18 protein-coding genes and 3 tRNA genes are annotated in these 24287 nt (G+C 55.0%); 15 read left to right on the plus strand and 6 right to left on the minus strand.

Annotated elements, in window-relative coordinates; genetic code table 11:
* Positions 1–87: 87 nt before the first annotated feature.
* The 8 genes from I6L53_RS04395 (at position 88) to recD (ending at position 13568) form a co-directional block, all read left to right on the plus strand.
* Positions 88–558: a prepilin peptidase-dependent protein gene (locus I6L53_RS04395; RefSeq protein ID WP_042322424.1), complete on the plus strand. Its 471-nt coding sequence runs from the start codon at positions 88–90 to the stop codon at positions 556–558.
* The gene (locus tag I6L53_RS04400; RefSeq protein WP_042322426.1) at positions 549–1112 is read left to right on the plus strand and encodes a prepilin peptidase-dependent protein; all 564 of its coding nucleotides are present in this window, start codon (positions 549–551) and stop codon (positions 1110–1112) included. The genes I6L53_RS04395 and I6L53_RS04400 overlap by 10 nt, the downstream gene beginning before the upstream one ends.
* A complete protein-coding gene (locus I6L53_RS04405) occupies positions 1109–1516 on the plus strand; it encodes a DUF2509 family protein (RefSeq protein ID WP_042322428.1) in 408 nt (135 codons plus the stop codon). Before I6L53_RS04400 ends, I6L53_RS04405 begins: the two co-directional genes overlap by 4 nt.
* Positions 1501–1821: a prepilin-type N-terminal cleavage/methylation domain-containing protein gene (locus I6L53_RS04410; protein ID WP_042322430.1), complete on the plus strand. Its 321-nt coding sequence runs from the start codon at positions 1501–1503 to the stop codon at positions 1819–1821. The genes I6L53_RS04405 and I6L53_RS04410 overlap by 16 nt, the downstream gene beginning before the upstream one ends.
* A gap of 15 nt (positions 1822–1836) precedes the next feature.
* Positions 1837–5205 carry an exodeoxyribonuclease V subunit gamma gene (recC, locus tag I6L53_RS04415; RefSeq protein WP_042322432.1) on the plus strand — a complete coding sequence of 1123 codons (3369 nt, stop codon included), beginning with the start codon at positions 1837–1839 and terminating at the stop codon, positions 5203–5205.
* Between the two features lie 113 nt (positions 5206–5318).
* Complete coding sequence (gene ptrA / locus I6L53_RS04420) at positions 5319–8207, plus strand: pitrilysin (RefSeq protein ID WP_042322434.1); 2889 nt, start codon at positions 5319–5321, stop codon at positions 8205–8207.
* Positions 8200–11745, plus strand: a complete 3546-nt coding sequence (gene recB / locus I6L53_RS04425) for an exodeoxyribonuclease V subunit beta (RefSeq protein WP_042322436.1) — start codon at positions 8200–8202, stop codon at positions 11743–11745. The genes ptrA and recB overlap by 8 nt, the downstream gene beginning before the upstream one ends.
* Entirely contained in the window at positions 11742–13568 is a 1827-nt protein-coding gene (recD, locus tag I6L53_RS04430; protein WP_042322438.1) for an exodeoxyribonuclease V subunit alpha, read from the plus strand. The genes recB and recD overlap by 4 nt, the downstream gene beginning before the upstream one ends.
* 70 nt (positions 13569–13638) lie before the next feature.
* Here recD and argA read toward each other — a convergent pair whose 3' ends face one another.
* Positions 13639–14970 carry an amino-acid N-acetyltransferase gene (gene argA, locus I6L53_RS04435; RefSeq protein WP_042322440.1) on the minus strand — a complete coding sequence of 444 codons (1332 nt, stop codon included), beginning with the start codon at positions 14968–14970 and terminating at the stop codon, positions 13639–13641.
* 234 nt (positions 14971–15204) lie between these two features.
* Between argA and amiC the strand changes: the two genes are divergently transcribed.
* Positions 15205–16458: an N-acetylmuramoyl-L-alanine amidase AmiC gene (amiC, locus tag I6L53_RS04440; RefSeq protein WP_042322442.1), complete on the plus strand. Its 1254-nt coding sequence runs from the start codon at positions 15205–15207 to the stop codon at positions 16456–16458.
* A 71-nt stretch (positions 16459–16529) separates the two neighbouring features.
* Here amiC and I6L53_RS04445 read toward each other — a convergent pair.
* The 3 genes from I6L53_RS04445 to I6L53_RS04455 form a co-directional block, all read right to left on the minus strand.
* Positions 16530–16606: transfer RNA gene (locus I6L53_RS04445), tRNA-Met, on the minus strand.
* A gap of 47 nt (positions 16607–16653) precedes the next feature.
* A tRNA-Met gene (locus I6L53_RS04450) sits at positions 16654–16730 on the minus strand.
* Between the two features lie 94 nt (positions 16731–16824).
* Positions 16825–16901 (minus strand) — tRNA-Met (locus I6L53_RS04455).
* A 207-nt stretch (positions 16902–17108) separates the two neighbouring features.
* Between I6L53_RS04455 and mltA the strand changes: the two genes are divergently transcribed.
* Positions 17109–18206 carry a murein transglycosylase A gene (gene mltA / locus I6L53_RS04460; protein WP_042322444.1) on the plus strand — a complete coding sequence of 366 codons (1098 nt, stop codon included), beginning with the start codon at positions 17109–17111 and terminating at the stop codon, positions 18204–18206.
* 77 nt (positions 18207–18283) lie between these two features.
* Positions 18284–19090, plus strand: coding sequence for a tRNA cyclic N6-threonylcarbamoyladenosine(37) synthase TcdA (gene tcdA / locus I6L53_RS04465; RefSeq protein WP_042322446.1), 807 nt, complete (start codon positions 18284–18286; stop codon positions 19088–19090).
* Between the two features lie 24 nt (positions 19091–19114).
* Here the strand turns inward: tcdA and csdE are convergent, their stop codons facing one another.
* Positions 19115–19561 carry a cysteine desulfurase sulfur acceptor subunit CsdE gene (gene csdE / locus I6L53_RS04470; RefSeq protein WP_042322448.1) on the minus strand — a complete coding sequence of 149 codons (447 nt, stop codon included), beginning with the start codon at positions 19559–19561 and terminating at the stop codon, positions 19115–19117.
* On the minus strand, positions 19561–20766 hold the full coding sequence (gene csdA / locus I6L53_RS04475) for a cysteine desulfurase CsdA (protein WP_042322450.1): 1206 nt from the start codon (positions 20764–20766) through the stop codon (positions 19561–19563). The genes csdE and csdA overlap by 1 nt, the downstream gene beginning before the upstream one ends.
* A 193-nt stretch (positions 20767–20959) precedes the next feature.
* Between csdA and I6L53_RS04480 the strand changes: the two genes are divergently transcribed.
* The 4 genes from I6L53_RS04480 to rlmM all read left to right on the plus strand — a co-directional run bounded on the left by I6L53_RS04480 (position 20960) and on the right by rlmM (position 23962).
* Entirely contained in the window at positions 20960–21187 is a 228-nt protein-coding gene (locus I6L53_RS04480) for a YgdI/YgdR family lipoprotein (RefSeq protein ID WP_042322452.1), read from the plus strand.
* Between the two features lie 350 nt (positions 21188–21537).
* The gene (gcvA, locus tag I6L53_RS04485; RefSeq protein WP_042322455.1) at positions 21538–22455 is read left to right on the plus strand and encodes a glycine cleavage system transcriptional regulator GcvA; all 918 of its coding nucleotides are present in this window, start codon (positions 21538–21540) and stop codon (positions 22453–22455) included.
* Between the two features lie 18 nt (positions 22456–22473).
* Entirely contained in the window at positions 22474–22869 is a 396-nt protein-coding gene (locus I6L53_RS04490) for a DUF423 domain-containing protein (protein WP_042322457.1), read from the plus strand.
* On the plus strand, positions 22862–23962 hold the full coding sequence (gene rlmM / locus I6L53_RS04495) for a 23S rRNA (cytidine(2498)-2'-O)-methyltransferase RlmM (protein WP_042322459.1): 1101 nt from the start codon (positions 22862–22864) through the stop codon (positions 23960–23962). Before I6L53_RS04490 ends, rlmM begins: the two co-directional genes overlap by 8 nt.
* Positions 23963–24287: the final 325 nt, after the last annotated feature.

A 24287-nucleotide genomic window follows, 5' to 3' on the forward strand; every position in this document is an offset into this window, starting at 1 on the left:
CTGCAACAGGGTAAATTTTCCTCGTAACGCGCCGAAAAACCTGAATTCTCGCCTCGTTTAAATTTTCCGACACGGCATACTGCCGCCATGAATACACAGCAGGGCTATACGCTCATCGAAACGCTGGTCGCGATGCTTATCATTGTCAGCCTGAGTGCAACAGGACTTTACGGCTGGCAGCAGTGGCAGCAACAGCAACATCTCTGGCAGACCGCCTGTCAACTGCGCGATTTCTTGCTGCAGCTACGGGAGGACGCTAACTGGCATAACCGCGACCACATCATTACCGCCATCAGGGAGGACGCGTCATGGTGTCTTGTCAGTACAACAACCTCACAAAATACCTGCACGCCGCGCTCTGCGCTCGTTTTTGTGCCACTTTGGCGCGATGTCGATCTTGTCGGGATCACTGCCTCACTGGCCTTTTATGGTCAACGCAATACCGCGTGGCCGGGGAATATTCGCCTGAAAAATGCGGCGGGAGAATGGCGTGTCGTGGTTTCGCCCTGGGGACGCATTCGCCTGTGCGAGCGCGACGATACCCAGGGATGCAGATGAGTGAACGCGGCTTTTCACTACTTGAGGTGTTGATTGCGATGGCCATCAGTAGCGTATTGTTGTTGGGTGCCGCCCGGTTTTTACCGGCGTTACAGCGTGATATTTTGCAGCAGACCCGCAGACTCGCGCTGGAGGATGACGTATGGCAGCGGGTGTATACCGTCGCGAAGCACCTTCAACGCGCGGGATATTGTCACGGTAGTTGCAGTGGCGAAGGGGTAAACATTGCCGAGGCGGGCCAGTGCGTTATTGTGCAGTGGGACGCAAACGCGAATGGTATCTGGGAAAGCGAGCCGGTAAAGGAGGCTGAACAAACCGGGTTTCGCCTGAACGAAAACGTGCTGGAGACGCAGCGCGGCGCGAAAACGTGCAGCGGAAAAGGATGGGATAAAATGACCGATCCGGACGTGGTGCTGATTACGGCATTTGAGGTCACGCGCCAGGATATCGCGGGCTTTGCGCCTGAACTGACCTTACATCTGCGCGGCATTAGTCGGGCTGATCCGCAAACCGTGGCCGATGCGCGCTACAGCGTGAGCGGCTTTAATTTATGAACTGCGAGCGGGGCGTCTCCTCTCTTGCGATGGTTTTGCTGCTGTTGGCCCTTGGTAGCCTCCTGTTGCAAGGGGTTAATCAGCAGCAGAGCAGTTATGCTTCGCGGGTGGCGATAGAAAGTCAGGCTTTGCAACGCCAGGCTGTCGTGCAGTCGGCCATGGAGTGGGGCAGGATGCAGCAATGGCCGGTAAGTTCAGATAAACCGTGTCGGTACTATGGAGAGGGCAATGTCCCTGTCTGCCTGCGCAGACTCGCTGACAGTCGCGCTTTGCTTATTGCCAACTATCAGGGAATATCCTTATGGCGAGAAGGCGAACAAAAAGAGGAAAACGTCATTTTTTCTCTTCATGGCTGGAGCGATTTCTGTCCGCTACGAGAGGTCGCACTATGCCAGATCCCCTGAGCCAGCAGCGTGGGTTTAGCCTGCCGGAAGTGATACTGGCAATGGTCCTCATGGTGATGGTGGTGACGGTGCTTTCTGGATATCAGCGCGTGCTGATGAACAGTTTTTTCATCAGGGGGCAGTACCTTCAGCTCTGGCGGCAGGGTTGGCAGCAGACGCAACTGCGTTCATTTTCACCACCGGTTAACTGGCAGGTTAACCGGATGCAGACAACGCAGGCGGGATGTGTCAGCATCAGCGTTACGCTATCTTCACCTCAGGGCAGGCAGGGAAAAATGACGCGTCTGCATTGCCCGAATCGTTAGTCGTCAGGAGTCTCTATGTTAAGGGTCTACCACTCAAATCGTCTGGATGTGCTGGAAGCATTGATGGAGTTCATCGTCGAGCGTGAACGGCTGGACGATCCCTTTGAGCCGGAAATGATTTTGGTACAGAGTACGGGGATGGCGCAGTGGTTACAAATGACCCTTTCGCAGAAATTTGGCATTGCCGCTAATATAGCGTTTCCACTCCCGGCAAGCTTTATCTGGGATATGTTCGTCCGCGTTCTGCCGGAGATCCCAAAAGAAAGCGCCTTCAACAAACAGAGTATGAGCTGGAAGTTGATGACGCTGCTTCCGCAACTGCTGGAGCATGACGACTTTGCGTTATTACGCCACTATCTGACGGACGATACTGATAAACGTAAGCTGTTTCAGTTGTCGTCACGCGCCGCGGATCTTTTCGATCAGTATCTGGTGTACCGACCGGAATGGCTAACGCAGTGGGAAGCGGGGAGAACGGTCGAGGGGTTAGGTGAGGCGCAATGCTGGCAGGCGCCGCTGTGGAAAGCGTTGGTAGAGTACACCGATACGCTGGGGCAGCCGCGCTGGCATCGTGCCAATCTCTATCAACGGTTTATCCAGACTCTCGAAAACGCCGATAGCTGCCCATCAGGACTTCCTTCTCGCGTGTTTATCTGCGGGATCTCCGCGTTGCCACCTGTATACTTACAGGCACTTCAGGCGCTCGGTAAACATATCGATATTCATCTGCTCTTCACCAATCCCTGCCGCTATTACTGGGGGGATATCAAAGATCCGACGTATCTGGCGAAGCTGCTGGCACGTCAGCGGCGACATAGTTTTGAAGACCGCCATTTACCGCTGTTCCGTGACAATTCGAATGCCGAAAGTTTGTTTAACGGCGATGGCGAACAGGATGTCGGTAACCCGCTGTTGGCCTCCTGGGGAAAATTGGGTCGCGATTATATTTATCTGCTCTCTGAACTGGAAAACAGTCAGGAGCTCGATGCGTTTGTCGACGTTACTCCGGATAACCTGTTGCATAACATCCAGGCCGATATCCTTGAGCTGGAAAACCGCGCAGTGGCGGGGGTGAGTCTGGAAGAGTATTCCCGCAGTGACAACAAGCGACGCCTTGATCCAAACGACACCAGCGTCACTTTTCACGTCTGTCATAGCCCGCAGCGTGAAGTTGAAGTCCTCCACGATCGTCTGCTGGCGATGCTGGAGGCGGACCCAACGCTTACCCCGCGTGACATCATCGTGATGGTGGCGGATATCGACAGCTATAGCCCGTTTATTCAGGCCGTCTTTGGCAGCGCTCCTGCGGAGCGGTATCTGCCTTATGCCATTTCCGATCGCCGGGCGCGTCAGTCACATCCGGTATTGCAGGCGTTCATCAGCCTGTTGTCTTTACCTGACAGCCGCTTTGTTTCTGAGGATGTGCTGGCGCTGCTGGATGTCCCGGTGCTGGCGGCGCGCTTTAATATCAATGAAGAAGGGTTGCGCTATTTGCGACTGTGGGTCAATGAGTCGGGCATTCGCTGGGGAATTGATGATGACAACGTGCGGGAACTGGAGCTGCCGGCAACGGGACAGCATACGTGGCAATTTGGCCTCACGCGCATGCTGCTGGGCTATGCGATGGAAAGTGCGCAGGGCGAGTGGCAGTCCGTTCTGCCTTACGATGAGTCCAGCGGACTGATCGCTGAGCTGGTGGGACATCTGGCGTCATTACTGATGCAGCTTAATCTCTGGCGTCGTGGTCTGGCGCAGGAGCGTCCGCTGGAAGAGTGGCTACCGGTGTGTCGTGAGATGCTCAACGACTTCTTCCTGCCTGACACTGAAACCGAGGCGGCCATGACGCTGATCGAGCAACAGTGGCAGGCAATGATCGCGGAAGGAATAGGGGCTGAGTATGGTGAGGCGGTTCCACTGTCACTACTGCGTGATGAACTGGCGCAGCGGTTGGATCAGGAGCGGATCAGTCAGCGCTTTTTAGCTGGGCCAGTGAACATTTGTACTCTGATGCCGATGCGTTCCATTCCCTTTAAAGTCGTCTGCCTGCTGGGTATGAACGACGGTGTCTATCCGCGCCAGCTCGCACCGCTCGGCTTTGATCTCATGAGTCAGAAACCGATGCGCGGGGATCGCAGTCGTCGAGATGACGACCGCTATCTGTTCCTTGAAGCCTTAATTTCTGCCCAGCAGTCGCTTTACATCAGCTACATCGGGCGCTCGATCCAGGATAACAGTGAACGTTTCCCTTCCGTGCTGGTTCAGGAGCTGCTCGATTACATCGGACAAAGCCACTATTTGCCGGGTGACGAAGCATTGACCAGCGATGAGAGCGAGAAACGGGTCAAAGCGCATATTGCTCGACTGCATACCCGTATGCCATTCGATGTGCAAAATTTCCTGCCCGGCGAGCAGCAGAGCTATGCCAGCGAGTGGTTACCGGCGGCAAGCCGTAGCGGAGAGGCTCATCGCGATTTCGTGCAGCCGCTAGCCTTTGACATGCCTGAGATGCTGAGTCTGGAAACGCTGCAACGCTTCTGGGCACATCCGGTGCGAGCATTTTTCCAGCAGCGTTTGCAGGTCAATTTCCGCTCCGAAGAGAGTGAGATCCCGGATACTGAACCGTTTACCCTGGAAGGGTTGACCCGTTATCAGCTCAACCAGCAGTTACTGAATGCGCTGGTTGAACAGGATGATGCCGAACGTCTGTTTCGTCGTTTCCGGGCGGCGGGGGATCTGCCGTATGGGGCTTATGGTGAGATCCTTTGGGACGTTCAGTATCAGGAAATGCAGTCGCTGGCGGACAGGATTGTGGCTTGCCGCCAGCCGAGCCAAAGTCTGGAGGTCGATCTGCACTGCAACGGCGTACAGTTGACCGGTTGGCTGCCGCAGGTGCAGGAAGATGGTCTGCTGCGCTGGCGGCCTTCGTTAATCCGCATTTCACAAGGCGTGCAACTTTGGCTCGAACACCTTGTCTATTGTGCCTGCGGGGGAAAAGGTGAAAGCCGACTGTTTTTGCGAAAAGACGGAGAGTGGCGATTCCCACCGTTGGAAAAAGAGCAGGCATTGGGGTATCTGGCGCAACTGATTGATGGATATCGCGAAGGGATGTCCGCACCGCTGTTGGTGCTACCGGAAAGCGGCGGCGCGTGGATAAAAACCTGTTATGACGCGGCAAATGATGCCATGTTAGATGACGATGATACGCGACAAAAAGCCCGCGTGAAATTTATGCAGGCCTATGAAGGCAACATGGTTGTGCGTGGCGAAGGCGAGGATATCTGGTATCAGCGCCTGTGGCGGCAACTGGACTCCGATACTCTGGAGGCCATTATTTTGCAGTCACAACGTTACCTGCTTCCGCTTTTCAGATTTAATCGGTCGTGATGATTGTATAAAAATTGCGCAATTTTGATGCTTCCTTTATGATGCGTTGCCCTGCTCAGAGAAGCATCCAACGAGTCTTTGCGCAGAAAGAAAGTTAATGATGAGGTTCTTGAATGCCCCGCAGCACCTGGTTCAAAGCGTTACTGTTGTTGGTCGCCTTTTGGGCGCCCTTAAGTCAGGCAGATACCGGTTGGCAACCCATTGCGGAAACCATCCGTAAAAGCGACAAAGATACCCGCCAGTATCAGGCAGTACGTCTGGATAATGGCATGGTGGTATTACTGGTTTCTGACCCGCAGGCGGTGAAATCGCTTTCTGCGCTGGTGGTACCCGTGGGGTCGCTGGAAGATCCGGATGCGCATCAGGGACTGGCGCATTACCTTGAACATATGTGTCTGATGGGATCGAAAAAATACCCACAGGCCGACAGCCTGGCGGAATACCTGAAACTGCACGGCGGCAGCCACAATGCCAGTACCGCGCCGTACCGCACCGCGTTCTATCTGGAAGTGGAGAACGACGCACTTACCGGTGCCGTTGACCGCCTGGCCGATGCCATTGCCGAACCGCTGCTGGATAAAAAATATGCCGATCGTGAGCGCAACGCGGTAAACGCTGAGCTGACGATGGCGCGCACCCGTGACGGGATGCGAATGGCGCAGGTGAGTGCGGAAACCATCAATCCGGCACACCCTGGCTCACGTTTTTCCGGTGGCAACCTGGAAACCTTAAGCGACAAACCGGGCAACCCAGTGCAAAAGGCGTTACGCGATTTTCACAGCAAGTATTACTCCGCCAACCTGATGAAAGCGGTTATCTATAGTAATAAGCCTTTGCCGGAACTGGCAAAGATTGCTGCCGAAACCTTCGGGCGGGTGCCAAATAAGAATATCGAAAAGCCGGAAATTACCGTGCCGGTTGTCACCGATGCGCAAAAGGGCGTCATCATCCATTACGTTCCTGCGCTGCCGCGTAAAGTGTTGCGCGTTGAATTCCGAATCGACAACAACAGCGCGCAGTTTCGCAGTAAAACCGACGAACTGATCACTTATCTGATTGGCAACCGTAGTCCGGGTACGCTTTCTGACTGGCTGCAAAAACAAGGGTTAGTGGAAGGTATTCGCGCGGACTCCGATCCGGTGGTCAACGGTAACAGCGGTGTGTTAGCCATTTCCGCCACGCTGACCGATAAAGGCCTGGCGAACCGCGAAGAGGTTGTCGCGGCTATTTTCAGCTACCTCAATCTGTTACGTGAAAAGGGCGTGGATAAACGTTACTTTGACGAGCTGTCGCATGTGCTTGATCTCGATTTCCGTTATCCGTCGATCACCCGTGATATGGACTACGTCGAATGGCTGGCGGATACCATGATCCGCGTGCCGGTGGCGCATACCCTGGATGCAGTGAACATTGCCGATCGGTACGATGCAAAAGCGATACAGGGCCGCCTGGAGATGATGACGCCGCAAAATGCGCGTATCTGGTACATCAGCCCGAAAGAACCGCATAACAAGACCGCTTATTTTGTTGATGCCCCTTATCAGGTCAATAAAATCAGCGAGCAAACCTTTACCGACTGGCAGAAAAAAGCACAGGGTATTGCGCTGTCTCTGCCGGAACTGAACCCCTATATCCCTGACGATTTCACACTGATTAAACCGGAAAAGAAATATGACCGTCCGGCGCTGATTGTGGATGAGCCAAATCTGCGCGTGGTGTACACCCCGAGCCAGCATTTTGCCAGTGAGCCAAAGGCGGATGTGAGCGTCATCCTGCGTAATCCGCAGGCGATGGACAGTGCCAAAAACCAGGTCATGTTTGCGCTGAACGACTATCTGGCGGGGATTGCGCTCGACCAGTTAAGTAATCAGGCGGCAGTGGGCGGCATCGGTTTTTCAACCAACGCCAACAATGGCTTAATGCTCAATGCTGACGGCTACACCCAGCGTCTGCCGCAGCTTTTCCAGGCGTTACTTGAAGGCTATTTCAGCTACACCGCAACCGAAGAGCAGCTTGAGCAGGCGAAATCCTGGTATAGCCAGATGATGGATTCCGCTGAGAAAGGAAAAGCCTACGAGCAGGCGATTATGCCGGTGCAGATGATCTCTCAGGTGCCTTATTTCTCGCGCGATGAGCGGCGCGCGCTGCTGCCGTCGATCACCCTGAAAGAGGTCATGGCATACCGTGACGCGTTAAAATCAGGCGCCCGTCCGGAATTCCTGGCCGTTGGCAACATGAGTGAAGCGCAGGTCACGACGATGGCGCGGGATATCCAGAAGCAGCTTGGCGCGAACGGTTCCGAATGGTGTCGCAACAAAGATGTGCTGGTGGATAAGAAGCAGTCGGTTATTTTTGAAAAAGCGGGCAGCAGTACCGACTCCGCACTCGCGGCGGTATTTGTCCCCACCGGCTATGATGAGTATGCCAGTGCGGCCTACAGCGCCATGCTGGGCCAGATTGTTCAGCCGTGGTTCTACAATCAACTGCGTACGGAAGAGCAGTTAGGGTATGCGGTGTTCGCCTTCCCGATGAGCATCGGACGCCAGTGGGGGATGGGCTTTCTGCTGCAAAGCAGCGATAAACAGCCGTCATATCTCTGGGATCGCTACAAGGCGTTTTTCCCCACGGCGGAGGAGAAGCTGCGGTCGATGAAACCAGAAGAGTTCGCCCAGATTAAGCAGGCTATCGTCACGCAGATGTTGCAGGCACCGCAAACGCTGGGCGAGGAGGCATCGAAATTAAGCAAAGATTTCGATCGCGGTAATATGCGCTTCGATTCACGTGATAAAATTGTGGCTCAGATAAAACAGCTGACGCCGCAAAAACTTGCTGATTTCTTCCATCAGGCGGTGGTAGAGCCGCAAGGCATGGCGGTACTGTCGCAAATTTCCGGCGATCAAAACGGGAAGCCTCACTATGTGCACCCGGAAGGCTGGAAAGTATGGGATAACGTCAGCGCGTTGCAGCAAACTATGCCCCTGGTGAGAGAACAGAATGAATGATGTCGCCGAGTCCCTTGATCCCCTGCGCTTGCCCCTCACGGGCGAGCGCCTGATTGAAGCCTCTGCGGGCACCGGCAAAACCTTTACTATCGCGGCGCTCTATCTGCGTCTGCTCCTGGGGCTTGGCGGTTCCTCCGCCTTTCCCCGTCCCCTGACCGTTGAAGAACTGCTGGTGGTGACCTTTACCGAGGCAGCCACTGAAGAGTTGCGCGGTCGTATTCGTAATAATATTCATGAGTTGCGGATCGCCTGTCTGCGCGAATCGACCGAAAATCCCCTTTATGCCCGTCTGCTGGATGAGATCGACGATAAAAAACAGGCGGCTCAGTGGCTGCTGCTCGCCGAGAGGCAGATGGATGAGGCGGCGGTGTTCACCATCCACGGTTTTTGTCAGCGCATGCTGAGTCTCAATGCCTTCGAATCTGGCATGCTGTTTGAGCAACAACTGATTGAAGATGAATCATTGTTGCGCTACCAGGCCTGTGCGGATTTCTGGCGTCGTCACTGTTACCCCTTGCCGCGTGAAATTGCTCAGGTGGTATTTGAAACGTGGAAAGGACCGCAGGCGCTGCTGGCAGATATCAACCGCTACCTGCAAGGGGAAGCGCCGGTCATCAAGGCGCCGCCGCCGGATGACGAAACGCTGGCGTCCCGTCATCAACAGATCGTGCAGCGAATCAACGCGCTTAAACAGCAGTGGTGTGAAGCGGTGGATGAGCTTGACGGATTGATGGAAGCCTCAGGCATTGACCGGCGTAAATTTAACCGTGGCAACCAGGGAAAGTGGATCGAGAAGATCAGCGCCTGGGCCCAGTCCGGGACGCAAAGTTACCAGTTGCCAGAGGCTCTCGAGAAATTCTCGCAGCGTTTTCTTGAGGAACGCACCAAAGAAGGCGGCGCGGTGCCGCAGCATCCGCTGTTTGTCGCAATTGATGAATTGCTGTCGGAACCTCTGACACTCAGAGATTTGGTGATCACTCGTGCGCTGGCGGAGATCCGTGAGACGGTGGCGAGAGAAAAACGTCGTCGGGGTGAGCTGGGATTTGACGATATGCTCAGCCGACTGGATGACGCGCTGCGCAGTGAAAGCGGCGATGCGCTGGCGGCGGCGATTCGAACCCGTTTCCCGGTGGCGATGATCGATGAGTTCCAGGACACCGATCCGCAGCAATACCGCATTTTCCGTCGCATCTGGCGTCATCAGCCAGATACCGCGCTGTTGTTGATAGGCGACCCGAAGCAGGCGATTTATGCGTTTCGCGGCGCGGATATTTTTACCTATATGAAGGCTCGGGGTGAGGTCAACGCGCACTATACCCTCGACACCAACTGGCGTTCCGCGCCGGGTATGGTGAACAGCGTCAACAGGCTGTTCAGCCAGATGGACGATGCCTTCATGTTCCGGGAGATCCCGTTCCAGCCGGTGAAATACGCCGATAAAAATCAGTCGCTACGTTTTGAATTTCATGGCGAAACTCAACCCGCGATGACGATGTGGCTAATGGAAGGGGAAAGCTGCGGAATAGGGGATTATCAAAGTTATATGGCGCAGGTGTGCGCCGTGCAGATACGCGACTGGCTGAAGGCCGGCTTAAGCGGTGAGGCAATACTTATCAGCGGTCAGGATGTGCGTCCGGTGAGTGCGGCGGATATCAGTGTGCTGGTGCGTAGCCGACAGGAAGCGGCGCTGGTGCGTGATGCTCTGACGCACCTGGCGATTCCTTCCGTCTATCTTTCCAACCGCGACAGCGTGTTTGAAACGCTGGAAGCGCAGGAGATGCTCTGGGTTTTACAGGCGGTGATGGCGCCAGAAAAGGAAAATACGCTACGTAGCGCGCTGGCGACCTCAATGATGGGGTTGAACGCACGCGACATTGACATGCTCAACAACAATGAAAATGCCTGGGATGAGGTGGTCGAAGAATTTGTCGGCTATCGTCAGATCTGGCAGAAACGGGGCGTGATGCCGATGCTGCGCGCGCTGATGTCCGCGCGACAGATTGCGGAAAATCTGCTGGCGACGGCGGGGGGAGAGCGTCGCCTGACCGATATTTTGCACATCAGCGAACTGTTGCAGGAGGCCGCTTCGCAACTGGAAAGCGAGCATGCGCTGGTGCGCTGGCTTTCGCAGCATATTCTTGAGCCTGACAGCAACGCTTCCAGCCAGCAAATGCGTCTGGAAAGCGACAACCATCTGGTACAGATCGTCACTATCCACAAGTCAAAAGGGCTGGAGTATCCGCTGGTCTGGCTGCCGTTTATCACGAATTTCCGCGTACAGGAACAGGCGTTTTATCATGACCGTAACACATTTGAAGCGGTACTGGATCTGAGCGAAGCGGACGAAAGCGTGGCACTGGCAGAAGCCGAACGACTGGCGGAGGATCTGCGTTTACTGTACGTGGCGCTGACCCGTTCAGTCTGGCACTGCAGTTTGGGCGTCGCTCCTCTGGTTCGTCGTCGGGGCGATAAAAAGGGCGATACCGATGTGCATCAGAGCGCGCTGGGGCGTCTGCTGCAAAAGGGCGAACCAATGGATGCCGCCGGGCTACGCGCGGCGATCGAGACCGTTTGCGATGAGAACATCGTCTGTCGTATCCCGGAAGCGGCCAGCATGGAGCCGTTGCCTGACGCCGTTGCGCTCGAAGCGTCGCTGAATGCCCGACAGGTACAAAGAATACCGGGCGACAGTTGGCGGGTGACCAGTTATTCCGGCCTGCAACAGCGTGGTCACGGTATTGCACAGGATCTCATGCCGCGACTGGACATCGATGCGACAGGCGTCGGTGAGGTCGTTGAGGAGCCGGAACTGACGCCGCATCAGTTTCCACGCGGTGCGTCGCCGGGGACGTTTTTACACAGCCTGTTTGAAGATCTCGATTTTACCCAGCCAGTAGAGGCTGACTGGGTGCAGGAAAAACTGGCGCTTGGGGGTTACGATGTCTGCTGGGAACCGGTTATCACCGCATGGGTGACCTCCATTCTTCATGCTCCGCTCAATGAGAGCGGCATTAGCCTGAGCCAGCTTTCCGCGCGGGAAAAACAGGTCGAGATGGAGTTTTATCTGCCAATTAGCCAGCCGCTTATTGCAGAGAGGCTGGATGCGCTGATCCGCCAGTTTGACCCACTCTCGGCGGGCTGTCCGCCGCTGGAGTTCACCCAGGTTCGCGGGATGCTGAAGGGCTTTATCGATCTGGTGTTTCGTCACAACGGGCGCTATTACCTGCTGGATTACAAATCGAACTGGCTGGGTGAAAACAGCTCGGCTTACACCCCAGAGGCGATGGCGAGGGCAATGCAGGCGCATCGCTACGATTTACAGTATCAGCTCTATACCCTCGCGCTGCACCGGTATTTGCGCCATCGCATCGCGGATTACGACTACGAGCGCCATTTTGGTGGCGTGATTTATCTGTTCCTGCGTGGTGTGGACAGCGAGCAGCCGCAGCAGGGGATTTACACCACCCGCCCGTCGGAGGAGCTGATTGCCCGAATGGACGAGATGTTTGCCGGGGTGGCACTGGAGGACGCATCGTGACACTACAAAAGCGATTGCTTGAGGCCGTCGAACAGAAGCAACTGCGGCCTCTGGATGTGCAATTCGCGCTGGCGGTGACCGGCGAACATGAACCTGCCGTCACGCTGGCTGCGGCATTACTCAGCCGGGATGCCGGAGAAGGGCACGTTTGTTTACCGCTCGCCCGACTGGCGATAGAGGCTGACCTTCCCCCTCTGCTGGCAGCCTGCCTGAGTGAGGCAGGCGAACCGGCGGACTGGATGGAATGCCTGCTCGCCTCGGATGCCGTCAGTCGTGGAGAGCGGCCATCACCGATGATCCTCCATGGCGATCGGCTGTACCTGAACCGGATGTGGCGCAACGAACGCACGGTCGCTTGTTTCTTTAGCGAGGTGAATCAACCCATCGCGGTGGATGAAGCCTTGCTGACGCAAACGCTGGAAGCGTTGTTCCCGACGACAGACGAAACCAACTGGCAAAAAGTTGCCGCTGCGGTGGCGCTGACCCGCCGTATTTCGGTGATTTCCGGCGGACCAGGAACGGGGAAAACAACGACCGTTGCGAGACTGCTGGCGGCACTGATCCAGCTGGCGGAAGGCGAGCGTTGCCGTATTCGCCTGGCGGCACCCACGGGCAAAGCCGCCGCGCGTCTGACAGAGTCCCTGGGCAAAGCGCTGCGCCAGTTGCCGCTGACGGATGAACAAAAGAAACGCATCCCGGATGATGCCAGCACCCTGCACCGACTATTGGGCGCTCAGCCTGGCAGCCAGCGCTTACGCCATCACGCAGGCAACCCGCTGCATCTGGATGTGCTGGTGGTGGATGAAGCGTCGATGATCGACCTGCCGATGATGTCGCGACTGATTGAGGCGTTACCGCCGCACGGGCGCGTCATTTTTCTCGGCGATCGCGATCAGCTCGCCTCGGTTGAGGCGGGGGCGGTGTTGGGCGATATCTGTGCCTGGGTGAACGCAGGCTATACTCCGGAACGGGCGCAGCAGTTGGCTCGCCTGACGGGGATGCCCGTTCCGGCAGGTAGGGACAACGAGGCCGCCACGCTGCGGGACAGTCTCTGTCTGCTGCAAAAAAGCTATCGCTTTGGCAGCGATTCCGGCATCGGACAACTGGCTGCGGCGATCAACCGTGGCGATAAGGCCGCGATAAACGGCGTTTTCCGGCAGGGCTTCAGTGATATTGATAAACGGACGCTGGAGAGCAGTGACGATTACGCCGCCATGCTTGAAGACGCGCTGACAGGTTACGGGCACTACCTGACGTTGCTCCAGGCGCGCGCGGAACCTGCGTTAATCATTCAGGCGTTCAATGAATTCCAGCTGCTGTGCGCGCTGCGTGAAGGGCCGTTTGGCGTGAGCGGGCTGAATGAACGCATCGAACTGGCTATGCAGCAAAAGCGTAAAATTCATCGTCTGCCCCATTCCCGCTGGTATGAAGGGCGACCCGTAATGATTGCTCGTAACGACAGCGCGCTGGGATTGTTTAACGGCGATATCGGCGTGGCGCTCGATCGTGGGCACGGATTACGCGTCTGGTTTGCGATGCCGGATGGCAGCATTAAGTCCGTGCAGCCCAGTCGCCTGCCGGAGCATGAAACGACCTGGGCGATGACGGTGCACAAATCGCAGGGCTCGGAGTTCGATCATGCCGCGCTGGTGTTACCCACGCAGCGTACGCCGGTAGTGACAAGGGAACTGGTGTATACCGCCGTGACTCGCGCGCGTCGACGCCTGTCGTTGTATGCTGATGAACGTATTCTTGGCAGCGCGGTTGCCACCCGAACTGAGCGTCGCAGTGGGCTGTCGATGCTGTTTACAGAAGGGCTGTGAAGGTGTGCCGGGTGGGCGCATTGCGGAAAGCCTGATGAGGCGCGTGAGCATCGTCATCAGGCAATACGCTTTATCCTAAATCGGCCATCAGCACTTTGGATTTCCGCTGATAGTTGTACATCTCTTTCTTGCTTTCAGGCAGCAGGTCGATATCCACCGGCGTGAAGCCGCGTTCCTGGAACCAGTGAATGCTGCGGGTCGTCAGGACGAACAGTTTGCTCAGACCAATCTGCTTCGCCTGGGCGGCGATCCTCTCCAGCAACACTTCTCCTCTTGAAGAACTGCGGTAGTCCGGATGGACAGCCACGCATGCCATTTCGCCGATCTTTTCTTCCGGGAAGGGGTACAGCGCGGCACAGGCAATGGTCATGTTATCGCGCTGAATAATGGTGAACTTGTCGATCTCCATTTCCAGCTGTTCGCGTGAACGACGCACCAGAATACCTTGCTGTTCCAGCGGGCGGATCAGCTCCAGGATCCCGCCGATATCGTTAATGGTGGCGCGGCGGATCTGCTCGGCGCTTTCCATCACAATTTGTGTTCCGATGCCGTCGCGGGAGAACAGTTCCTGCAACAGCGCGCCATCTTCCTGATAGCTGATCAGGTGGCAGCGACGGACGCCGCTCCGGCAGGCTTTCACCGCGCCACGCAGGAAGCGTACGGTGCCTGAGTTGTAATCGCCTTTTTCTTCCTGTGCTTCTACGCGCGCTTGCGCTTCGTTCGGAAACAGTTCGGAAACGATATCACCGTCGTCGTTGGTTACCCCTTGCGATGAGCAAAAGCCGATCATTTTTTCGGCTTTCAGCTTGATCGCCAGCTGCGTGGCGATCTCTTCCGAGGTCAGGTTAAAGCTTTCGCCAGTAACCGACACCGCGACGGGGCCCATCAGCACAATGGCGCCGCTGTCCAGTTGACGATGGATCGCCTCTTCATCGATACGACGGATACGCCCGCTGTGGCAGTAATCCACACCATCATCGACGCCCAGCGGCTGGGCAATGATAAAGTTGCCGCTGACCACGTTGATATGCGCGCCCTGCAGCGGCGTATTGTTCAGACTCATCGACAGGCGAGCGGTGATATCCAGTTGCAAAGTGCCCGCCGCCTGCTTAACCAGCTCCAGCGTTTTGGCATCGGTGACGCGGGTATTTTTGTGATACATCGGCTCATGATGATGAGTGACGAGGTTGGCGTCGATTTGCGGACGTGCGCCATACACCACCACCAGACGAATGCCGAGGCTGTGAAGAAGCCCAATGTCGTTGACAATACTGGAAAAGTTTTCATGCTCAATGGCTTCGCCGCCGAGCATAATGACAAACGTTTTTCCCCGATGGGTATTGATATAGGGAACAGAATGGCGGAATCCCTGTACCAGTTCGGTTCTACGTTCCTTCACCACGGCATATCCTCATTGCATGATTATTCGTAATTAGTGTATTTTTATTCTGTTTTTCCGCCGTACGCAAGTGCAAATTTTGACCCTGACAAAGTTTTTTCTCAGTAATACCGTGAATACAATAACAATGTTTACCCTTTTATAGATGACAGATTATGCGTCATTCGCTAAAGTTTCCGGTCAATTTAGACGTTTAGTATCTCATCACCCTTACGTTTTATTTTGCTCGGGAGAAGCATGTCGGGATCCAATCCACCTATCAGCCGCCGTCGTTTACTGCAAGGGGCGGGCGCCATGTGGCTATTGAGCGTCAGTCAGGTCGGTCTGGCTGCTGCCAGTCAGGTCGTTGCGGTTCGTATTTGGCCAGCATCCAGTTACACCCGTGTGACGGTGGAATCGAATCAACAGCTTAATTACAAACAGTTTGCGCTGAGCAATCCTGAGCGTGTGGTAGTGGACATTGAAGGTGTGAACCTGAATTCCGTGCTGAAAGGTATGGCGGCGCAAATTCGTCCCGACGATCCTTATATCAAGTCCGCACGCGTGGGACAGTTCGATCCGCAAACCGTACGTATGGTGTTTGAACTGAAGCAAAACGTGAAGCCGCAACTGTTTGCGTTGGCACCGGTGGCAGGCTTTAAAGAACGTCTGGTGATGGATCTCTATCCGGCCAATGCGCAGGATATGCAGGATCCTCTGCTGGCGCTGCTGGAAGATTACAACAAAGGCGATCTCGATAAGCAGGTTCCACCGGCGCAAAGCGGCCCGCAACCGGGTAAAGCCGGTCGCGATCGTCCGATTGTGATCATGCTCGATCCTGGGCATGGCGGTGAGGATTCCGGTGCCGTCGGTAAGTACGGCACGCGTGAGAAAGATGTGGTGTTGCAGATAGCCCGGCGACTGCGAGCGTTAATCGAGAAAGAAGGTAACATGAAGGTCTACATGACGCGGAATGAAGATATCTTCATACCGCTGAAGGTGCGCGTGGCGAAAGCTCAGAAGCAGCGTGCGGATCTCTTTGTATCTATTCATGCGGACGCGTTCACCAGTCGGCAGCCCAGTGGTTCATCCGTGTTTGCGTTGTCGACTAAAGGGGCAACCAGTACGGCGGCGAAATATCTGGCGCAGACGCAGAACGCCTCGGATTTGATCGGGGGGGTAAGTAAAAGCGGCGATCGCTATGTCGACCACACCATGTTCGATATGGTGCAATCGCTGACCATTGCCGATAGTCTGAAGTTTGGTAAAGCGGTGCTCAACAAGCTCGGCAGGATTAATAATCTGCATAAAAACCAGGTGGAACAGGCCGGGTTTGCCGTGCTGAAAGCACCGGATATCCCATCGATTCTCGTTGAAACGGCGTTTATCAGTAATATCGAAGAAGAGCGGAAGCTGAAAACGGCAACCTTCCAGCAGGAGGTGGCGGAGTCGATTCTGGCGGGGATCAAAGCGTACTTCGCCGATGGGGCGACGCTGGCGAGAAGAGGATAATAAAAAGCGCTGAAAAGCGCTTTTTTTCTGGACCACAGAAACAAAAAAACACCCGTGAAGGTGTTTGATGTTGGTTGCGGGGGCCGGATTTGAACCGACGACCTTCGGGTTATGAGCCCGACGAGCTACCAGGCTGCTCCACCCCGCGTCCGTCTTTCTGCTGCTATGCAGAAGCTTTACTGCATCAAATTTGATTGGTTGCGGGGGCCGGATTTGAACCGACGACCTTCGGGTTATGAGCCCGACGAGCTACCAGGCTGCTCCACCCCGCGTCCGTCTTTCTGCTGCGCATTTCAAACCACATGTGCGTTGGCTTTCCTGTGATTCGAACGACTATGCAAAAACTTTACTGCATCAAATTTTAATTGGTTGCGGGGGCCGGATTTGAACCGACGACCTTCGGGTTATGAGCCCGACGAGCTACCAGGCTGCTCCACCCCGCGTCCGTGGATGCGCACTATACTCTGCTCGCATTTTCATGCAACCCTTTTTTCACCTGGATCACGGTTTCGGGATCAAAATGAACAAAAACAAGGCATTTCAGTTTAAATAATGTGCAAAATTTGCGTCAGGGCAGCGGTGCACGTTTCATTAGCGGGCCGGGTTTGTTATCTTCATTGCGCATGATTTACAGCTAAAAGAAGAGAACAATGAAAGGACGTTGGGTCAGTTACCTTCTCGTGGGCGCGGTAGTTGCAATGCTGGCTGCCTGTTCCTCTAAACCAACCGATCGCGGGCAGCAGTATAAAGACGGGAAGTTTACCCAGCCTTTCTCACTGGTGAACCAGCCGGATGCCATCGGTGCGCCGATCAACGCCGGCGATTTTGCCGAGCAGGTCAATCAGATCCGCAGTGCTTCTCCGCGCCTGTACGGTAATCAAAGCAACGTTTATAACGCCGTACAAGACTGGCTGCGCGCCGGTGGCGATACGCGCACCATGCGCCAGTTTGGTCTTGATGCCTGGCAGATGGAAGGCGCTGATAACTACGGCAACGTGCAGTTTACCGGTTACTACACGCCGGTGATTCAGGCGCGTCATACGCGTCAGGGCGAGTTCCAGTATCCTATCTATCGTATGCCGCCGAAGCGAGGTCGTCTGCCGTCACGCGCCGAGATCTACTCCGGTGCCCTGAGCGACAGCTATATCCTGGCGTACAGTAACTCCCTGATGGATAACTTTATTATGGACGTGCAGGGCAGTGGCTATATCGACTTTGGCGATGGCTCCCCGCTCAACTTCTTTAGCTATGCCGGGAAAAACGGTCACGCCTACCGCAGTATTGGCAAGGTCCTGATCGATCGCGGCGAAGTGAAGCGAGAAGACATGTCGATGCAGGCGATTCGCCACTGGGGTGAAACGCACAGCGAAGCGCAAGTGCGTGAATTACTTGAGCAAAACCCGTCATTCGTTTTCTTTAAACCGCAATCTTTTGCCCCAGTGAAAGGGGCCAGTGCGGTACCGCTGATTGGCCGTGCGTCGGTGGCGTCTGACCGTAGTATTATCCCGGCGGGCACGACGTTGCTGGCAGAGGTCCCGCTGCTGGACAACAACGGGAAGTTTAATGGTCAGTATGAGCTGCGTCTGATGGTGGCGCTGGATGTCGGCGGGGCGATTAAAGGCCAGCACTTTGACATTTACCAGGGCATTGGGCCGGACGCGGGACACCGCGCAGGCTGGTATAATCACTATGGTCGCGTATGGGTGCTGAAGAGCGCGCCTGGCGCGGGTAACGTGTTTAGCGGCTGATTGTGGTATTCTGAGCACCGTTTCTACGGATAAGGCAGGGTGAGGAATAACCTCACCCTTTTTACTTCTGAGGTGGTATGTCTGTTGTAATAAGTGATGCCTGGCGTCAGCGTTTTGGCGGCACCGCGCGTCTGTATGGTGAAAAAGCGCTACAGCTGTTTGCCGATGCGCATATCTGCGTGGTTGGGATCGGCGGCGTCGGCTCCTGGGCGGCGGAAGCGCTGGCGCGAACCGGGATCGGCGCGATTACGCTCATCGATATGGATGACGTCTGCGTGACGAACACTAACCGGCAGATCCATGCGCTGCGCGACAATGTTGGGTTGGCGAAGGCGGAAGTGATGGCTGAGCGTATTCGCCTGATCAACCCTGAATGTCGGGTGACGGTGGTCGATGATTTTGTTACGCCGGATAACGTCGCGGAATATATGCGCGTGGGATTTAGCTATGTCATTGATGCTATTGACAGTGTACGGCCAAAAGCGGCGTTGATTGCGTACTGCCGACGCAATAAGATCCCGTTAGTGACCACTGGCGGTGCGGGTGGACAGATCGATCCCACGCAGATTCAGGTCGTCGATCTGGCGAAAACTATCCAGGATCCGCTGGCGGCAAAACTGCGTGAACGACTGAAAAGCGATTTTGGCATCGTGAAAAACAGCAAAGGCAAACTTGGCGTTGACTGCGTGTTTTCAACGGAAGCGCTGGTGTATCCGCAGTCTGACGGTAGCGTCTGCGCCATGAAGGCGACGGCAGAAGGACCAAAGCGGATGGACTGTGCGTCGGGTTTCGGCGCGGCAACGATGGTCACCGCCACGTTCGGTTTCGTGGCAGTATCCCATGCGTTGAAAAAGATGATGGCAAAAGCGGCGCGTCAGGGGTAGGCCGGATAAGACGCTTCAGCGTCGTCATCCGGCGGAATGGGCCGCATTAATAACAGCCTCGTTCAGCGCCGCCAGGCCCTGACCGCGTGACGCGCTGAGCTGAGTACGTAACCCCAGCTCATCAAACAGCGCCAGCGGCGAATGCGCCAGAAGTTGTGCCGCCGTCTTCCCTTCAGCGGCGGTCAACAAGACTGCCAGCAGTCCGCGGACGATACGACCTTCACTGTCGCCGAAAAAGTGCAGCGTGCCCTTTTCCGCGCGCGTATATCCCAGCCAGACGCGATTTTCGCAGCCTGCGATCTCTTTGGCCTGCGCTTTGAGGTCGTCGGGCAATGCCGGAAGCTGTTTACCGAGCAGGATCAACTGGCGATATTTGTCTTCCCACTGGGTAAGCGGGAGAAAGGTATCGCGCAACGTCTCTTCGGTTACGGTTGTGCCGAACGGGTGTCCGGCAAACATTGGGCTAGTCATTAATCCACCAGTATTTCCAGCGCGCGATCAACGGCGTTGACCAGCGCATCCACATCACTCTGGGTATTATACGGCGCAAATGAGGCGCGTAGCGTACCCGTGACGCCAAGTTCAGCCAGCAGCGGCTGTGCGCAGTGCTGACCGGCGCGCAGTGCAATGCCATATTCCGCCAGCAGAGTGACCATATCGCTATGGTGAACGCCGGTAAAATCAAAAGCCAGCAGACTGGAGTCCTGACAGCGAAACGAACGGAACCCCGGACGCTGAGCCAGCGCCTCTTCCGCCAGCGTGGCCAGCCCGCGGCTCCAGCTTTCCGCCTGGATGATGTCAACATCGGCCAGCCATTCCAGCGCGGCGCTCATGCCAATCACGCCAGCGACGTTAGGAGTGCCTGCTTCCAGCTTCCAGGGTGCTGCCTGAGTCGTGAAGCCCTCGAAACTGACTTCGTTGATCATCTTACCGCCGCCGAGCCAGGGCGACATGGCTGCCAGCAGCTCTGGTTTACCGAAAAGAACACCGATACCGGTTGGGCCGTACAGTTTATGTCCGGAGAAGGCATAGAAGTCGATGTCGAGCGCCTGGACATCCGCCGGGAAATGGACGGCCCCCTGCGCGCCATCCACCATCACCACCATGTCAGCGGCATGGGCGAGCGTAATGGCGCGGGCTAAGTCCGGGCAGCCGCCGGTAACGTTCGACATCTGCCCCAGCGCGAGAATTCGGCTACGCGGGGTGATTATCTCCGGCAGACGCTCGACGTCAGGCAGGTGCTGGGTATTAAGCGGCAGCTTGACCACTTTCGCCCCGGTTTTCTCCGCGACCATCAGCCACGGCACAAGGTTCGCATGGTGCTCCGCGACGCTGACGATAATTTCATCGCCCGGTTGCAGGCGAGGGCGGGCATAGCTCTGCGCCACCATGTTGATGGCCTCCGTGGTGCCCCGGGTCCAGACGATAGTTTTATCATCAGGCGCGTTCAGCAAACGCGCCACTTTCTCCCGCGCGGCCTCATAGCGCGCGGTCAGGCGCTGGGCTTCGGCGAACTGACTGCGGTGGACGTTGCCGGCGCTCAGACTATAGAACTGACGGGTTGCCTCAATAACGGCCTGCGGTTTGAGGGCCGTCGCGGCGCTATCAAGATAGACGCCGGCGTCAGCTAATGCGGGAAATTGCGCGCGAAACTGCGCGGGATTGAAAGCGTTCATGGTATTCCTCGATTCAGTGATCCGATCGTGGCGCAAATTGGTTATTGATTCAAGGATTGTGCAACCACCAGGAATCCTCTGGATGTTGTGGCGAAATCAGACCAGTAGCTTATGCTGAATTATGTTAGGCAAATATTTATGCCTGTTACGGAGTACGTTTTAAATAGCATAAACAGCTTTAAGGAGAACGAAGATGAAAAAGACTGCCGCAATTATCTCTGCATGTATGCTGACTTTTGCCCTGAGCGCCTGTTCCGGTCCAAACTACGTGATGCACACCAATGATGGGCGGAGCATCGTCGCGGACGGTAAGCCGAAAACCGATGATGAAACCGGGATGATTTCGTACAAGGACGCTAATGGCAACAAACAGCAGATCAATCGTACCGACGTGAAAGAGATGGTCGAGTTGGATCAGTAGTCGGTAGATAGCAGATAAAAAAAAGCACCGCAAATTGGCGGTGCTACATTAATCACTATGGACAGACAGGGTAAATGTACAGGAAGTGAAAAAGGGTAGCGTTGCTACCGTGGTCTGAATCGCAGACCAATTGCAAACACAACAACACAACATCACAACCGTAAGCCAAAAGCCCACCAGAACACGCATTCCGATAAAACTTTTCGTTCCGGCTCAGGAAGTGCCGCCACTATAGGTATTTGCTGGTAGTTCCTCAACGGACAAATTATAATGGCTCAGATTAAAAAAACTAATAGGTTACATAGTGTAGCTTAATTGTTAAATTCTTTTAACATCAAAGTTTAAAAGCCATGTCAAAACGACTTCCACCTCTGAACGCATTACGTGTTTTTGATGCCGCCGCACGGCATCTGAGCTTTACCCGCGCAGCAGAAGAGCTTTTTGTGACGCAGGCCGCAGTAAGCCACCAAATCAAGTCACTTGAGGATTTTTTGGGGCTTAAGCTGTTTCGCCGACGCAACCGTTCTCTTCTTCTTACCGAAGAAGGACAGAGCTACTTTCTCGATATAAAAGAGATTTTTTCGCAATTAACGGAAGCGACGCGTAAACTTCAGGCGCGGAGTGCAAAGGGGGCGCTGACGGTCAGTTTATTGCCCAGTTTTGCGATTCAGTGGCTGGTGCCCCGACTCTCTAGCTTTAACTCAGCTTATCCGGGAATTGACGTCAGGATCCAGGCGGTGGACCGTCAGGAAGATAAACTGGCGGACGATGTCGACGTGGCAATTTTTTATGGTCGCGGCAATTGGCCGGGACTGCGTGTAGAAAAATTGTACGCAGAATATCTGCTGCCGGTGTGCTCGCCGCTGCTGCTGACGGGTGATAAGCCTCTGAAATCGCCAGAGGATTTAGCCTCGCATACCCTGTTGCACGATGCCTCGCGTCGTGACTGGCAAACCTATACGCGACAGTTGGGGCTGAGTCACATCAACGTTCAGCAGGGGCCTATCTTTAGCCATAGTGCGATGGTGCTCCAGGCTGCTATCCACGGGCAGGGCGTTGCGCTGGCGAATAACGTGATGGCGCAGTCAGAGATTGAGGCGGGCCGACTTGTCTGCCCGTTCAATGATGTTCTGGTCAGTAAAAATGCATTTTATCTGGTTTGTCATGACAGTCAGGCAGAACTGGGTAAAATAGCCGCGTTCCGTCAGTGGATACTGGCGAAAGCGGCCACGGAACAAGAGAAATTCCGCTTTCGTTACGAACAATAACTTACTTAGGGTATTACCATGACCAGCCGTTTTATGCTGATTTTTGCCGCTATCAGTGGCTTTATTTATGTCGCTCTGGGGGCTTTCGGTGCGCATGTCCTGAGCAAAACCCTCGGTGTGGTTGAAATGAGCTGGATCCAGACCGGCCTGCAATATCAGGCGTTTCATACGCTGGCTATCTTCGGGCTGGCGGTTGCGATGCAACGCCGGATCAGCATCTGGTTTTACTGGAGTAGCGTTTTCCTCGCGCTGGGTACGGTGCTGTTTAGCGGCAGCCTGTATTGTCTGGCGCTGTCTCATTTGCGCCTGTGGGCGTTTGTTACCCCTGTCGGCGGCGTCAGCTTCCTGGCAGGTTGGGTGCTGATGTTAATCGGCGCCATCCGTTTGAAGCGTAAGGGCGTAGTTCATGAATAAGGTTGTGTTGTTGTGTCGCCCGGGCTTTGAAAAAGAGTGTGCCGCCGAGATTACCGATAAAGCAGGGCGTCGGGAGCGTTTCGGTTTTGCTCGTGTCAAAGAGAACGCGGGCTATGTCATCTATGAGTGCTATCAGGCTGAAGACGCCGAAAAAATTATCAGCGAACTGCCATTCAGTTCTCTCATTTTTGCCCGTCAGTGGTTTGTGGTTGGCGAGTTGCTACAGCACTTGCCACCGGAAGATCGCATAACGCCGATTGTTGGTATGTTGCAGGGTGTGGTGGAAAAGGGCGGCGATCTGCGCGTGGAAGTGGCGGATACGAATGAAAGCAAAGAGCTGATGAAATTCTGTCGCAAATTTACGGTACCGTTGCGAGCCGCGCTGCGTGATGCTGGCGTTCTGACGAACTATGAGACGCCGAAACGCCCGGTGGTGCATGTCTTCTTTATCGCGCCGGGCTGCTGTTATACCGGCTACTCCTGGGCCAGTAACAATTCTCCGTACTATATGGGCATTCCACGTCTGAAGTTCCCGGCCGATGCGCCCAGCCGCTCGACGCTGAAGCTGGAAGAAGCGCTGCACGTGTTTATTCCGCAAGATGAATGGGATGAACGTCTGGCAAACGGAATGTATGCGGTGGATTTGGGGGCCTGCCCTGGCGGCTGGACTTATCAACTGGTCAAACGCAACATGTGGGTATATTCGGTCGATAACGGTCCAATGGCGCAAAGCCTGATGGATACCGGGCAGGTCACTTGGCTGCGCGAAGATGGTTTTAAGTATCGCCCCAACCGCAACAACATCTCATGGATGGTGTGCGACATGGTTGAGAAGCCGGCTAAAGTGGCCGCGCTGATGGCGCAGTGGCTGGTCCACGGCTGGTGCAGGGAGACCATCTTTAACCTCAAGTTGCCGATGAAAAAACGTTACGAAGAGGTCTCACAGAATCTGGCCTATATCCAGGCGCAGCTTGACGAACATGGCGTGAATGCGCAGATTCAGGCGCGTCAGTTGTATCACGACCGTGAAGAGGTGACGGTGCACGTCCGTCGCCTGTGGGCTGCGGTAGGTGGGCGCCGCGACGAGCGTTAATGCCTGCTTTTGTCTTATCGGTAGCGTCATCACAGCGCCGTCAGGCGCTGTTCTCCCCAGTAGTGTCTCTTATTTTCATTGGCATTAATCAGACCAGAGAATAGGACGTATCAATATTAATATCGTTAAAGTACAAATTATTATCTCTGGTATGCATAATTAATAAGCTGAAGTTAAAAATGCTGTCTTTCTTAATTTTCCCTTGGTAAAAAACCAGGTCGTGCCGAGAAATAAGATGTTGATATATCAAAAAAGCTATTTTATCAGCCAGGCAGCAATGTTAATGTACAAAAAACATATAAAGTCGATAATGTTTTTATTGTCT

The organism is Citrobacter farmeri (assembly GCF_019048065.1).
Lineage (GTDB): Bacteria > Pseudomonadota > Gammaproteobacteria > Enterobacterales > Enterobacteriaceae > Citrobacter_A > Citrobacter_A farmeri.